Genomic DNA, 13,638 nt, shown 5'->3' on the forward strand with positions numbered 1-13,638 from the left:
TCGCAACGCTAAACAGAAAATTGAACCCAACAAGAAACCCCTCCACGCAGAATGAAATGGATTCTGCATAGGAGGGGTTCATTTTTATCAAGGATTAGCTTGATCGTTCATCTGGTCCAGTACCTTGTCAAAAACCGCTTTAATGTCCTTACTGTACTTGCTCTTCTGAATCCCGCTTGAAGCATACACGAGCGCCGTATTGCCTTTTTCGGAAATGACGGACGTTTCGCTTGCTGCCGCAGCCGTCGTCGATCCATCTTTGACCCCATACATTTCCCCGATCTCCCGGATCCGGTCGTTCTCGTTAGGGTAAACATGAACAAGTAGAAAATGGCGGGCATCGCCATTGATAAAATAACTGTAGCTGATATTGCCATCCAGCCCTTCCGCGTATGTTTCATGCGTGAGCCGGATGCTGCGCTTGGAACATTCCGCCTTCAAAGCCTGGAGAAGCGCAGTGTTGAGCGTAGTTCCGCTAAGCAGTTGGCGCTCGTTTCCCTTCGCATAACTTTTCATATTGTACTTGTCCAATTCGTCCCGGGCCATCCGCTGTCCGCCCTCACTGCATCCCGCAGCGAGTGACAAAACCAGCAAAGCACTAACCCCCATCAACCACCATCTCATAGCTATCCCTTCCTTTTCAAGGCTCGCTTCGCATGCTTCGATGGTGTTAGAATGCCTCTTTCATACCCAATTTATACCATGAATTCCTGGTAAAGCTTCAGTATGGATGTAAACCGTGTAGTAGTGACATAAAAAGGCCTATACCGAATAGTCGCGGCATAGGCCTTTCTTGCTTCATTATTTGATTAACGCAATGAAATAACCTGACGGCCCACGGCCTTCCCTTCCAGCACCGTGCTCAAAGCTTCAGGCAGCCGGTCGAGTTCGAATACCGTTACCCAATGTCTTAATGCGGTCTCCGGCTTCCACTCCCCAGCCAAACGCTCCCACAGCTTCAGCCGCAACGGCATCGGGCAGAGAACGGAATCAATCCCTAGCAGATTGACGCCCCGCAAAATAAACGGATATACGGTAGCGTCGTAATTGCCGCCAGCAGCCATGCCGGACAAGGCAAGCGAACCGCCGTATTTCACGCTCTTCAGCAAATCGCCCGTAACGGCTCCGCCGACCGGATCGACCACGGCGGCCCATATTTCCTTGCCGAGCGCACCTTTGGCACCGGAGGCGGCTTCCTCTCGGCTAAGCACCCGGGCCGCTCCAAGAGCCAGCAGCTTGTCTGCCATGGCGGCCTTGCCCGTTACCGCCGCCACTTCAAAGCCAAGCTTGCCCAGCATGGAAACGGCCATGCTGCCGACGCCGCCGGTAGCACCGGCTACCAGCACCGGCCCGCTAGCCGGGGTAACCCCGTTGGCCAGCAGCCGCTCTACCGACAATGCCGCAGTAAATCCGGCCGTTCCGATAGCCATAGCTTCCAGCGGCGTCAACCCCGCGGGAAGTGGTACCAGCCAGTCCCCAGGGACTCTGGCGAACTCGGCGAAGCCTCCCTCGTGGCTTACGCCGAGTCCGTACCCGGTGCAGAGCACCAGATCGCCCGGTTGGAACCGCTCATCCCGGGAATCCGTTACCTCTCCGGCCAAATCAATGCCGGGGATGAAAGGGTATTGTCTTACGATTTTTCCGTCCGGAATCGAAGCTAACCCGTCCTTGTAATTCACGCTGGAATAATGAACGGAAATCGTCACGTTCCCTTCCGGCAATTCATTCACGGTAATTGGTTCGACTCCCGAACGGAATCCTGATTCATCTTTATGCACGCGAAAAGCCCGAAACTGCTCCATGATGCCTTCCTCCTTAGAAAATGAGCATGACGTCTGCCGCGACTACTATGAAACTGGACTATCTATATCGTGTTAACTTACAAGAATGGATGCTCGTGCTTCACCAGCAGAATTTGCCAGCGACGCTCCACTTCCTGCTCGAATGCCTTAAGCGCAGCTTCATTCTCCGGCTTGAGCAAATGGCGTGTTTTCCCCATTGTTTTCAGCCAATCGGTCAACGGAACGCGCTTAGTCTTCTCTTCCGGATTGTAGGTGATGCTCGTTTGTCCATGCTCCACTTCATAAAGCGGAAAGAAGCAGGAATTAACGGCCGCATCCACGATATTCGTTCCCTCATCGTCTTTGCTGATCCAGTTCAGCGGACAGGCTATCAATATTTTACCATAAACGAGTCCCTCGTTCTGTGCGTACCATTGAGCTTTCGCCGCTTTTTTCACCAGATCCTGAGGATATGCTTCGCTACCGGTAAATACGTAAGGAATATTGGTTGCCGCCATAATTTGTGCGGTATCCTTATGATGGAACACTTTGCCCTGCTGCGCCGAGCCTAGATTGGATGTCGAAGTCCGGTGACCCAGCGGCGTCGAGTAGGACAGCTGTGCGCCCGTGTTCATATAACCCTCGTTATCGTATTCCACGATAATCATTTTATGATTCCGCAAAGCTGCGCCAATGGCCGGACCCATCCCGATATCCATGCCGCCGTCCCCGGTCACCATGACGAAGGTGAAATCGTCTTTCAGTCCGAGCTCGTCGAACTCGCCTCTCCGTTTGCGTTCCCAGAACATTTCCACCAAACCGGACAGCGTGGCTGCTCCGTTTTGGAACAGGTTGTGGATGTAAGTCGCTTTATGGGACGAGTAAGGATAACCCGTCGTGGTCACCATGGCGCAGCCGGTATGGAACAGCGCGACGATGTCGCCTTCAATGCCTTTAAAGAACAGCTCCAGCCCGGAAAAAATACCGCAGCCCGGACAAGCGCCATGGCCCGGTGCAATCCGTTTCGGCTTTTTGGTCAAAGCGCGAAGCGGAGGAATCCGGACGCCCAGCTTGCCGGTTTCTTCGTTCCGGGTCACCGTAATCAGCCCGGTTTTCAAGTCTTCAAAACGGAGCGGATTCAGCACGCGTTTCGGTGCTTTCTCCTTGTCGCCCGGCGTATGCCCGTAATAGTCGAACGCCACTTCCACCCGGTCCTGCTTGGCCGCTTCAATGGCCAGCGAGAACAGATGATGACCGTCCTCGGCATAAAACTCCTTGCCGCCGAGGCCGTACACCCGGCTGACTACCTTCGTCGTATGGTTTCCATGCGTGAACAAGGCGGCTTTGATTTCGTTGCTCATATTGCCGCCGTGGGCGCCGTAGGAATCGCCGCGGTCACCGATGGTAATCGCTTTGACGTTCTTCAGTGCCTCGGCGATTTGTTTTTGCGGGAACGGACGAATCATGTTTGGCGCGATTGATCCCGCCTTGATGCCTTGGCGGCGCAAATCGTCAACGACATCCTTGATGATTTCCGAAGCGGAGTTCATCAGGAACACGGCGACTTCCGCGTCTTCCATGCGGTACAGATCCAGCAACGGATACTCGCGTCCGGTCAAATCGGCATATTCGCTTGCGATCCGTTCAAATACGGCCTCCGCATTGTACATGGCCTGCGATTGCTGATAGCAGTTGTTGATATAATCCGGTTCGTTCATGTAAGGTCCGACCGTAATCGGATTGTTCCGGTCCAGCGTATGCAGGAAACCGGCCGGCGGATGTTCACCGACGAATTTGGTCACGTCTTCGTTGTTGGCGAATGTGCTGACGCGGCGTTTTTGATGGGACGTGAAATAACCGTCCGAAGCTACTAGCACCGGCAGTCGAACTTCAGGATCTTCCGCCAGCTTGATCGCCATGATGTTCATGTCGTAAACGGCTTGAGGATCACGGCACATCAGGATCGGCCAACCTGTGTTGAGCGCAAAATACAAATCCGAGTGATCGCCGTGAATGTCGAGCGGTCCGGAGACCGAACGGCAAACGAGGTTCATCACCATCGGAAAACGAGTGCCTGATTGTACAGGCATTTGTTCCAGCATGTACATATACCCGTTGGCACTTGTTGCGTTAAATACGCGACCGCCTCCGGTGGAAGCCCCAAAGCAAATCCCGGCTGAACTATGCTCGCCGTCCGAGGGAATCAGCTTGATATCGTGTTGCCCGTTCGCTTTCATGAGATCCAGAAATTGCGCTACCTCCGTAGACGGAGAGATCGGAAAGTATCCCATGATATGATAGTTGATCTGATGGGCGGCATAGGCCGCCATCTCATTACCCGACTCGAAAACGACGCGTTGTTCCACTTTGGCCGTTTTGCGTTCTTTTTCCATATTGATTGCCATTTAGGTAACCGCCCTTCCCAAAAATATTAATGGACCGCCAAATCGAATAAGTGAGGAATCCGATGCTGCTCGGCATAACCGTCGTCTTCCCGTTCCCCGGACAGCGCGTCCGTAGGACAGGCATGAATACATTTCAGGCAGCCCTTGCAATATTGGTAGTCGATGCCTTTCAGGAACATTTGCGGACGGCCTTTCTTATCCGGCAATTCCTCCCATACAAAACAGTTATCCGGACAAACATTGTCGCACTGGGCGCAATGAATGCATGATTCTTCCTTAAAATGAGGCATCATCCCGGAACGGGAGATGCTGAGATCCTTGAGCATGCTGTTGCCCGGGTTCGTAATCAGTCCCCCGATCGGCTGCGTTTCATAGCCCAAGACAGGCGTGTCCGCACGGACAAAAGCAGGCATAGCTGCCCCCTCCGGCAAGGCAAACGTCTGAATGACCACTTCCTGATATCCGCGTTCAAATGTCGCTAAGGCGGGTGCTACCGTCTGAGGATATTTTTTCTCCAACGATTTACGGATAACGCCCTTCATCGTTTCGGGATCCAAAAACGGACATAACCGGAACATCGCTCCCAGCATCGCCATATTAACGCGATTTTTCTCATCCAGTGCGATACCGGTTGCATCGATGACGGCGATCGTCCCGCCGATCAGCTTCATCTTTTCTTTTAATTGTTCAGGCGTTTTACGCGAGTTTACGAGCACGGTGCTATCCTCGTAAATTCCACTGATTACATTGACCGTCTTCGCCAGCGCCTCTTGGAATATACTAACAATATGCGGCCGCTCCACCGGAGAAGTATCACGGATGGAAGTCTCCATATCACAAAAACGGATATGGGCTTTTACAGGTGAACCCTTTTTCTCCGAGCCATAAGATGAGAAGCTGACGCCATTCAGGCCCGCTCCTTCCACACCGGCTTCGGCAAGCATTTTCCCGGCAAGATTGGCTCCTAATCCCCCAATGGATTCCAAGCGGATTTCAAAAAAGCCCAGTTCGTTCAGTTTGGGTAATTGTACCACGCGTTTGACTCCCTTCTTCGCCACTGCGAAATCATAACGACGTAAAATGAGTAAAAAATGTCACACAAAATAGTGCCTTGATTAATGTTTATCATAGAAACAGTGTGACGAATGTAACAAATGTCATATGGACAATCTCGGAGTAACAATTGTGCGGGGGTTGTCATATTCAAACCCGAATGTCGAAAAAAAGCTTGGGAAGGTTTGAAAAAACTCGATTCCTGCGCTTTCCCGAGAAATAATTTTTGCATCGCCAAAAAGCCCCGAAAGTCTTTAATAAGACATTCGGGGCTTCTCTCTATTCTTCCAGTTGACTCATATGTTCTTCGATCATTCGCTGCTTTAGTTCCCAGGCTTCCTGGCTCAGGTTAACCCGGTAGATTTCCGGATTCAGCTTGCGCAAATACTCGGGCCAGAACATGTTCAACTGGTCGCGGTGATGACTGCGGATTTCTTCCAGTTGCGGAAGTTCGTAAACCAGTTCGCCTTCAGTAAAGATCGGCTGCAGCATCGAAACGGCTTCATAGTCCTTGACCGATTTCTTGATATAGGGATGAACCGGATCAAACAGCCGGAGTTTGCCGCCTGACCTCGCCTGCTCTTCATGGGGCAAACAGATATAATCGGCAATCGCCTTGCCGTTCTCTTTACTTACGATGCGAAGTACATCCTTCTTGCCCGGGGAGGTTACCTTTTCGGGGTTTCCGGAAATTTTGATCGTCGGCTCCATGACTCCGTTCCGTTCGCGTTCCACGAGCTTGTACACCCCGCCCAGTGCTGGCTGGTCCGCCGCCGTAATCAGTTGGGTGCCGACGCCCCAAACATCGATTTTGGCTCCTTGAGCCTTCAGATTGAAAATCGTGTTCTCGTCCAGATCGTTTGAAGCTACAATCTTCACGTAAGGCAGTCCCGCATCATCCAGCATTTTCCGCGCCTGGACGGACAAATACGCAAGGTCCCCGCTGTCCAGCCGGATACTGCCCAGCCGCTTTCCTTCAGCTTCAAGCAGTTTGGCGGTATGAATCGCATGCGGAACTCCGCTCTCCAGCGTATCGAAAGTATCCACCAAAAGGGAGACATAGTCCGGCAACGCTTTGGCATAGAGCTCGAATGCCTCCTGTTCGGAATCAAAAATCTGCACCCAGGAGTGGGCATGCGTGCCTTTCGTCGGAATGCCGAAGGTCTCGCCCGCGAGCAGGTTGGATGTCGCGTCGAAGCCGGATATGTAAGCCGCCCTTGCGCCCCAAACCGCCGCATCGGCCTCTTGAGCCCTGCGGGAACCGAATTCCAGCAGCACATCGTTCTCTGCAACGCGTTTGATGCGGGAGGCTTTTGTGGCGATCAATGTTTGAAAATTCATAAAATTAAGCAGTGCGGTTTCAACGAGCTGCGTTTCCATAATGGAGCCTTCTACCCGGATGAGAGGCTCATTAGGGAAACAGAGATCCCCTTCTTTTAACGAAAAAAGATTTCCGCGGAATTGAAAGTCTCGCAAGAGTTCCAAAAACTCAGGCTTGTAGCTTTCCTCTTGCTGCGCTAAATACGCCAGATCCTTATCGGTAAAGCGCAGGTTGGAGATATATTGGACGATCCGTTCAAGCCCCGCAAAAACGGCATAACCGTTGCCAAAGGGAAGCTTGCGGAAATAAGCTTCAAACACGGCTTTGCGGTTATGGGTTCCGTTAATCCAGTGCGCATAAATCATATTGATTTGATATTTATCCGTATGCAGCGCCAAATGTTCACTTAGCATGGTGTCTCATCCTCTCTGGCTGTCCTGGATGACAGAAAGGGCAGCAGTCTCTTGTATGTATCTAGGTATAGATCGACAGCTGTGGCGTAAAATCCGTAAACCGGTACAGCTGTGCCGGACGCTGCGAATATTGATTCGACAGCATCGGTTTGTCATTCTCGTCGCGTACTTCTTCCAATATACCTTGGCGGCTTCGCGTTGATGTAATTTTGCGGATGAAATTCAGTTCGGCAAAATCCGGAACCACCGTCTGAATCACCTGGTATAGCTCACCCAGCGTGAAATGAGGCGGCAAAAACTGCTTGGCAATCGTCGTTTGCAGCATTTGCTGCTGTATTCTCCGGTATGCATCCTCAAGAATTTCACGATGGTCGAACGCCAGGTCTAACTCTTCCAGCGCTTCCCTCACCGTGAACAGGCCCACTTCCTGCGCATCGTCTGCGGATTGGCGCTTCTCCAGCACCCATTCCTCCACTAACGCAAAAAAAGCGTGCGAGATAATCCAGCCGCGAGGGTCCCGTCCAGGTTTGCTATATACCCCTAAATACTCCAGATGATGACCGTCGACTCCGGTCTCCTCCTTCAATTCCCGGCGTGCCGTCTCAAACAGCGACTCGTCCTCTTGCGAAAAACCGCCCGGAAGCGCCCATGCGCCGGCAAAAGGCCAACTTCTGCGGCGAATCAGCATTACCTTGAGATCAAAGCGCGGCAGTGACTTGGTGGAAGCTTTACGCTCCTGCCTCGTCAGCGTAAACATGACTATATCAGCCGGAATGCCGTCCGGTGTCCGGTATTTTTTTACTTCATCTTCTCGGTAAGCGTGCTGTTCCTCATTGCTCATTGCGATCACCACATCAGTCATTTGATAACGCAGTGCCTGACCGGCACGGGCGTTCCAGATAATTCATCACATTAATAATTCAAGTCTTTATATTCCAGACAGACGTTTCATCCCTGCTCCCGCGGCAAGCGAAAAGTTGCCGTAGCGATACAGCCGAGCACGCCTTCTTGATTCTTCACTTCCGCCCGCAGCGTCATGGTTCGCCGGGTTTCATGCAGCACAAACGCCGTTGCTACCAGTTCACCTTTGCGCATCGGGCTTAAAAAATTCACGTTCAAGTGGGTCGTCACGCCAAAGCCGCCTTCTTTTACGACAGCCACCAGCGTCCCCATCGCCTGATCCATCATCGATGACAGCACGCCGCCATGTACGATGCCCATGGAATTCAAATGGTGATCTCCGGCCGTTACTCCGATCTCCACATGATCCCGCTCGGCGGAAATCAGCTTCATTCCGAGCATTCCCCAAAACGACCGCTCTTCCTTACGCATGACTTCATTCCAATCCATGAATCGTTACCTCCTGATGACTTTATTAAACCTTGATAAGGCGTATTATGACCATGCCCGTAACCCTTTTATGTCATGGCTCCGATTCACTCACACTAAGAAGAAAAAGGTGCGGAAGAAAACTTCCGCACCGACTTCATCCGATTACTCCCCGTAGCCGGAAGTCGCCGCCGGCTCGCTGCCGGCCTCTACGTTCACTTTTTCGGAAACCGTATCACGAATGACCGAAATTACGAGCTGCAGCAAATAATTGATATCGCTTTGACTTTGCTGGAACTCGGTGACCAGCGGAATTCCGTCCAGCTCGTCCTGCAGTTCCTCTATTTCCCGTTCGATTTTTTCCACCATCGCCTTGTTCTGGAAGCTTTCGAACGCTACGATTTCTTTCTGCTTCTTCTTGATCGTGCTGATCAAAGCCTGCACGCGTTCATGATGCTGGATAAGTTGTTCGGCTTTCTGAAACTGGCGTACCTCTTCGCTTGTTCCGATCAGGGTTGCCAGTTCTTTTGCTTTCGACATAATATCATCACGAATCACCAAATCACGGGAATTGAATTTCGGAACCCCGCAGTCCGTATGATCCTGGTGTTGATGTTGTTCTCCCAAGGTCTTCCCCCCCCCTTTGCTTCGTACTACTATATCGGACACCTTTCGACCATAGAAACTGCTTCGGGAACGATGTTCCCCTTAATGTACCATGTCATCGGATCCGTTATTTCCACGTGGACGAACTGACCGATCAGGTCGCTGCCGCCTTCGAAATGTACCAATTTATTGCTGCGCGTTCTGCCGGCAAGCACGGTGGCGTTGTTTTTGCTTTCGCCCTCTACCAGCACCTCTACGATCTTGCCCTGCATGGTGTCGTTGCTTAATCGGCTGTTTTCGTTCACGACTTCATTCAACCGCTGCAGTCGTTCCTTCTTGACTTCCATCGGAATATTGTCTTCCATCACCGCTGCCGGGGTTCCTTCACGTGGTGAATAAACAAAAGTATAGGCCGAGTCATAGCGTACTTCACGCATCAGAGAAAGCGTCTCCTGGAAATGCTCTTCCGTCTCGCCCGGGAATCCGACAATAATATCCGTTGTTAGTACCACACCAGGAATAGCGGCTTTAATCTTCCGCACAAGTTCCAGATATTGTTCACGCGAATATTTCCGGCTCATCTTCTTCAGCACTTCGCTGCTGCCGGACTGAACCGGCAAATGAATATGCTCCACCAGATTGCCGCCCTTCGCAAGCACTTCGATCAGATGATCGTCAAAGTCGCGCGGATGGGATGTCGTAAAGCGCACCCGAGGAATATCGATTTTACGGATATCATCCATTAAATTCGCGAAACTGTATTGTATATCGGTAAAGTCCTTGCCATAGGCATTCACATTTTGACCGAGCAGCGTAATCTCTTTAAAACCTTGACGTGCCAATTCCCTGACCTCGGCGATAACATCTTCCGGACGGCGGCTGCGTTCCTTGCCGCGGGTAAACGGCACGATGCAGTACGTGCAAAACTTGTCGCAGCCGTACATAATGTTGACCCATCCCCGCATTCCTTCACGTTTCTTGGGCAGGTTTTCGATAATGTCGCCTTCTTTGGACCACACCTCGACGACCATTTCCTTGCTGAACATCGCTTCCTGAATCAGATATGGAAGGCGGTGAATGTTGTGGGTTCCGAAAATAAGATCGACGAACCCGTGTTTCTGCAAGATCCGGTTAACAACGCCCTCTTCCTGGGACATGCAACCGCAAACGCCGAGCAGAAGATCCGGCTTTTCCGTTTTGAGCCCTTTCAAGTGCCCAAGTTCGCCGAACACCTTATCCTCGGCATTCTCCCGGACCGCACAGGTGTTCAGCAGAATAATGTCCGCTTCTTTGCGATCTTCGGTGGGGCGATAGCCCATTTGCTCCAGAAGACCTTTAATCGTCTCCGTATCATGCTCATTCATCTGGCATCCGAAAGTATAGACAATATAGTGCCTGCCTTTCCCGATCGCCTTCATTTCCTCGGGAATCGCATTGTCGTACAGCACTTGAATATCTTCTTTGCCGCGCTGCTTTTCAATTCGATGATTCGGTTCCGATAGAATCTGGATCTCCCGTCCGCGGATTCTGATTTTCTTTCCCCGCTCATCCTCCGAAATGACTTTTGCGTCCGAGAAGTCAAAATACTTGGAGTAATCCTTACTTTCCTTAGCCATGATGTCGGCTCACTCCTTTTAACAATCTATCTATCTTCATTTTTATTAAAATTTCAATCCATGCTTAAAAATGCATTACACCAAATTATAACATGATTCACATTTGATATCCAGATGATTGGCATTTCCACCATTTGTGATCACGAAAAAGACCCGTTCAAGGAACGGGCCTGATTTCTTTTGCTCGAAATTAAAATCCTTTATATTGCGGCTCTTCATTTTCCAGCTGCTTAACCCGGCTTTCCACTTGCGTGACGATTTGCTGCGTTTGCTCCGCCGCGCCCGTGAACAGGTTTTTCGCTTCCTGGTTTTGCGTGTTCAAAGCGAACTGCTCCAGATTGGCTTGCGCACTCTTCAGCGAGGCCAGCGTAGTCTTCACTTGTGCTGCTACTGTCATCTTGTTCACCACCTTTGTCCAAATATGCATAACGATCGAGACATAAGGTAACCTTCCGCCCTGCCGTTTATACGGATGCACGGGTACCAGATTTTGTTTTAGATAAAAAAACGACACTTGCGCATAATTGGAATAATTCACTTTTCGCGACCGAAAGGAGCAAGATTATGCCGATATGGTTGGAAGTCATTGTGCGGACGCTGGTGTCCGCGGTGATTCTGTTTCTTCTGACGCGCATGCTGGGCAAAAGACAAATATCCCAGTTGTCCTTTTTTGAATATATCACCGGCATTACGATCGGGAGCATTACGGCCTATCTGTCCGTCGATGTAGATACGCACTGGTATTTGGGGATCGTCTCGATGGCGGTCTGGTTCCTGGTGTCGCTAGGCATCGAATATCTGCAAATCAAGAGCAAAATAGCCCGGGACTTGATCGACAGCAAATCGACCGTTTTGATTAAAGACGGAAAAATCATGGAAGAGAATTTGAAGAAAGAAAAGATCACGAATGACGAGTTGTTAGAGCAATTGCGGAAGAAAAGCATATTTCAGGCCGCACAAGTCGAATTCGCGGTCATCGAGCCGGACGGTCAAATCAATGCCTTGCTGAAAAAAGAGTACCAGCCGCTTACCCCGTCGGACCTCGGCATCAAAATCGCCCCGGCGCCCGAACCGCAGACCGTCATCATTGACGGCAAAATCATGGATGAGCCTCTGGCTACCATGGGCTTGAGCAGGCGTTGGCTGCATACCGAACTGGAGAAGGTTGGCGTGTCCCTCGACAATGTAAACCTTGCCCAGGTTGACGGATACGGCCAATTTTATGTCGATTTGTATGACGACCAAATCCAGGTTCCTCAGCCGCAGGAAAAGGCCTCCTTGCTGGCCCAGTTAAAAAAATGCGAAGCCGATCTGGAAATGTTCGCCCTCTCGACCGATGAAGCCTCCGCCAAGCAAATGTACGGTACTTGTTCCGAGAAGCTCTTGAAAGTTATAGATGAAGTCAAACCCTTGTTGGCCCGATAAAGGAGGAGCAGGCGCATGTCCAAGCAAAAGAACAAAAAATTGACCCCAACTCAGCAACAGTATCAGCGGCTCGCTTCCGACATCGAACCAAAGCGGCCGGTCTTCGTCAACTGTCTCCGCGCTTTCCTGGTCGGAGGGCTCATTTGCCTGATTGGAGAATGCATCCGTCAAGCATTTATGGCTTATGGCGGATTTAGCGACAAGGAAGCGGGCAACCCCACCGTCGCCGTGCTGGTCATTGTGTCCGTCATTCTGACCAGCTTCGGCGTTTACGATAAAATCGCCCAGTGGGCCGGAGCTGGAACGGCGGTTCCGGTCACGGGATTCGCCAATTCCGTGGCTTCTTCGGCAATAGAACACCGGAGCGAGGGACTGGTTCTTGGCGTTGGAGCAGGGATGTTCCAACTCGCGGGGTCCGTGATCGTGTTCGGAACGGTCGCTGCTTTTATTATTGGCATCATCTACGCTATATTTGTTCCGGGATTTGCGGGAGGAGGTCATTAACCCATGCTAAAAGGTCACCAAAGCTGGATTTTTGAAAACAAGCCTAAGATCGTGAGCACCGCAACCGTCGTCGGCCCTTTTGAAGGACAGGGTCCGCTAGCCGACGATTTCGATATCATCCACGCCGACCTGTACCTGGGCCAAGACAGCTGGGAGAAGGCGGAAAAAGTGCTTTTAGAGGAATCCGCCTCTCTTGCGATCGAGAATGCCGGATTGACCAAGGAGCAAATTCAGTTCTTTTTCGGCGGTGATCTGATGAACCAAATCATCAGCAGCAGTTTTGCCGCAAGAACCCTCAGCATCCCTTATCTCGGCCTGTTTGGAGCCTGCTCAACCTCCATGGAGAGTTTGGCGTTAGCATCTTATATCGTGAATTCCGGAGGAGCCAAGTATGCATTGGCGGGAACTTGCAGCCATAACGCGAGCGTGGAGAAACAATTCCGTTATCCGACGGAATATGGTTCGCAAAAACCGCCGACCGCCCAGTTTACCGTTACCGGTTCGGGTTCATCGGTCGTTTCCCTGGAAGGCAACGGTCCCGCGATTACTTCCGCAACGATCGGTCGCGTAATCGATATGGGCATCACCGATCCCTTCAATATGGGAGCGGCCATGGCGCCGGCCGCCGTGGATACCATTGAAGCCCATCTCCGCGACCTGCAAATCAAACCGTCCCATTATGATCTGATCGTAACGGGCGATTTGTCGAAGGTCGGCTATGAAATTGCGAATGAACTGCTGGAAAGGCACGGTATCCCGATACGGGAAACCACGTACAAGGATTGCGGCATGATGATTTACGATTATGAGAAACAAAAAGTTCAGGCGGGAGCGAGCGGCTGCGCCTGCTCTGCGGTCGTCACCTACGGCCATTTGCTGAAAAAGGTCCAAAAGGGCGAACTGAAGCGAATCCTCGTCGTCGCTACAGGGGCGCTGCTCTCCCCCCTATCTTTTCAGCAGGGAGAAAGCATCCCATGTATTGCGCACGCTGTCTCGATTGAGAGCGGAGTGTAAAGGCGGGAATACCTTTGAGGTTGCATCTCACTTCTTCACCAACCTGGCACCCATTGAACTTCTAATGGAGCACTAAAAGCTGATTTCTTTCAATTCCTTCACTGTATTTTCCCAAAGAACATCGCTCAATGGTAAGCTAATCCGTCAAGAACTCACGATTTGAATGGATAT

The 13,638-nt window shown here is 51.2% G+C and carries 13 protein-coding genes; 3 read left to right on the forward strand and 10 right to left on the reverse strand.

Going from position 1 to position 13,638, the window contains the following annotated elements; genetic code table 11:
* Window positions 1–87: 87 nt before the first annotated feature.
* The 10 genes from ACLB09_RS07420 to ACLB09_RS07465 form a co-directional block, all read right to left on the reverse strand.
* The gene (locus ACLB09_RS07420; RefSeq protein WP_410769164.1) at window positions 88–624 is read right to left on the reverse strand and encodes a hypothetical protein; all 537 of its coding nucleotides are present in this window, start codon (window positions 622–624) and stop codon (window positions 88–90) included.
* 185 nt (window positions 625–809) lie between these two features.
* Window positions 810–1,802, reverse strand: coding sequence for an acrylyl-CoA reductase family protein (locus ACLB09_RS07425; RefSeq protein WP_410769165.1), 993 nt, complete (start codon window positions 1,800–1,802; stop codon window positions 810–812).
* Window positions 1,803–1,879: 77 nt separating this feature from the next.
* Window positions 1,880–4,186 carry a thiamine pyrophosphate-dependent enzyme gene (locus tag ACLB09_RS07430; protein ID WP_410769166.1) on the reverse strand — a complete coding sequence of 769 codons (2,307 nt, stop codon included), beginning with the start codon at window positions 4,184–4,186 and terminating at the stop codon, window positions 1,880–1,882.
* Between the two features lie 26 nt (window positions 4,187–4,212).
* Window positions 4,213–5,220 carry a 2-oxoacid:acceptor oxidoreductase family protein gene (locus ACLB09_RS07435; RefSeq protein WP_410769167.1) on the reverse strand — a complete coding sequence of 336 codons (1,008 nt, stop codon included), beginning with the start codon at window positions 5,218–5,220 and terminating at the stop codon, window positions 4,213–4,215.
* A gap of 298 nt (window positions 5,221–5,518) precedes the next feature.
* A complete protein-coding gene (locus tag ACLB09_RS07440; protein ID WP_410769168.1) occupies window positions 5,519–6,973 on the reverse strand; it encodes a nicotinate phosphoribosyltransferase in 1,455 nt (484 codons plus the stop codon).
* Window positions 6,974–7,034: 61 nt separating this feature from the next.
* Complete coding sequence (locus tag ACLB09_RS07445; RefSeq protein WP_410769169.1) at window positions 7,035–7,814, reverse strand: NUDIX domain-containing protein; 780 nt, start codon at window positions 7,812–7,814, stop codon at window positions 7,035–7,037.
* A 107-nt stretch (window positions 7,815–7,921) separates the two neighbouring features.
* Window positions 7,922–8,323, reverse strand: coding sequence for a PaaI family thioesterase (locus ACLB09_RS07450; protein WP_410769170.1), 402 nt, complete (start codon window positions 8,321–8,323; stop codon window positions 7,922–7,924).
* 144 nt (window positions 8,324–8,467) lie between these two features.
* Window positions 8,468–8,929: a YlbF/YmcA family competence regulator gene (locus tag ACLB09_RS07455; RefSeq protein ID WP_410769171.1), complete on the reverse strand. Its 462-nt coding sequence runs from the start codon at window positions 8,927–8,929 to the stop codon at window positions 8,468–8,470.
* A 29-nt stretch (window positions 8,930–8,958) separates the two neighbouring features.
* Window positions 8,959–10,524, reverse strand: a complete 1,566-nt coding sequence (miaB, locus tag ACLB09_RS07460; RefSeq protein ID WP_410769172.1) for a tRNA (N6-isopentenyl adenosine(37)-C2)-methylthiotransferase MiaB — start codon at window positions 10,522–10,524, stop codon at window positions 8,959–8,961.
* 190 nt (window positions 10,525–10,714) lie between these two features.
* The gene (locus tag ACLB09_RS07465) at window positions 10,715–10,921 is read right to left on the reverse strand and encodes a DUF1657 domain-containing protein (protein ID WP_114499211.1); all 207 of its coding nucleotides are present in this window, start codon (window positions 10,919–10,921) and stop codon (window positions 10,715–10,717) included.
* 167 nt (window positions 10,922–11,088) lie between these two features.
* Here ACLB09_RS07465 and ACLB09_RS07470 point away from each other — a divergent pair, with 167 nt between their 5' ends.
* The 3 genes from ACLB09_RS07470 to spoVAD are packed head-to-tail and all read left to right on the forward strand — an operon-like array spanning window position 11,089 to window position 13,467.
* Window positions 11,089–11,949: a DUF421 domain-containing protein gene (locus tag ACLB09_RS07470; protein ID WP_410769173.1), complete on the forward strand. Its 861-nt coding sequence runs from the start codon at window positions 11,089–11,091 to the stop codon at window positions 11,947–11,949.
* A gap of 15 nt (window positions 11,950–11,964) precedes the next feature.
* The gene (spoVAC, locus tag ACLB09_RS07475; RefSeq protein ID WP_410769174.1) at window positions 11,965–12,453 is read left to right on the forward strand and encodes a stage V sporulation protein AC; all 489 of its coding nucleotides are present in this window, start codon (window positions 11,965–11,967) and stop codon (window positions 12,451–12,453) included.
* A 3-nt stretch (window positions 12,454–12,456) separates the two neighbouring features.
* Window positions 12,457–13,467 carry a stage V sporulation protein AD gene (spoVAD, locus tag ACLB09_RS07480; protein WP_410769175.1) on the forward strand — a complete coding sequence of 337 codons (1,011 nt, stop codon included), beginning with the start codon at window positions 12,457–12,459 and terminating at the stop codon, window positions 13,465–13,467.
* The last annotated feature ends 171 nt before the right edge of the window (window positions 13,468–13,638 follow it).

The sequence above is a fragment of the Fontibacillus forbon genome (assembly GCF_046559655.1).
Classification (GTDB): domain Bacteria; phylum Bacillota; class Bacilli; order Paenibacillales; family Paenibacillaceae; genus Fontibacillus.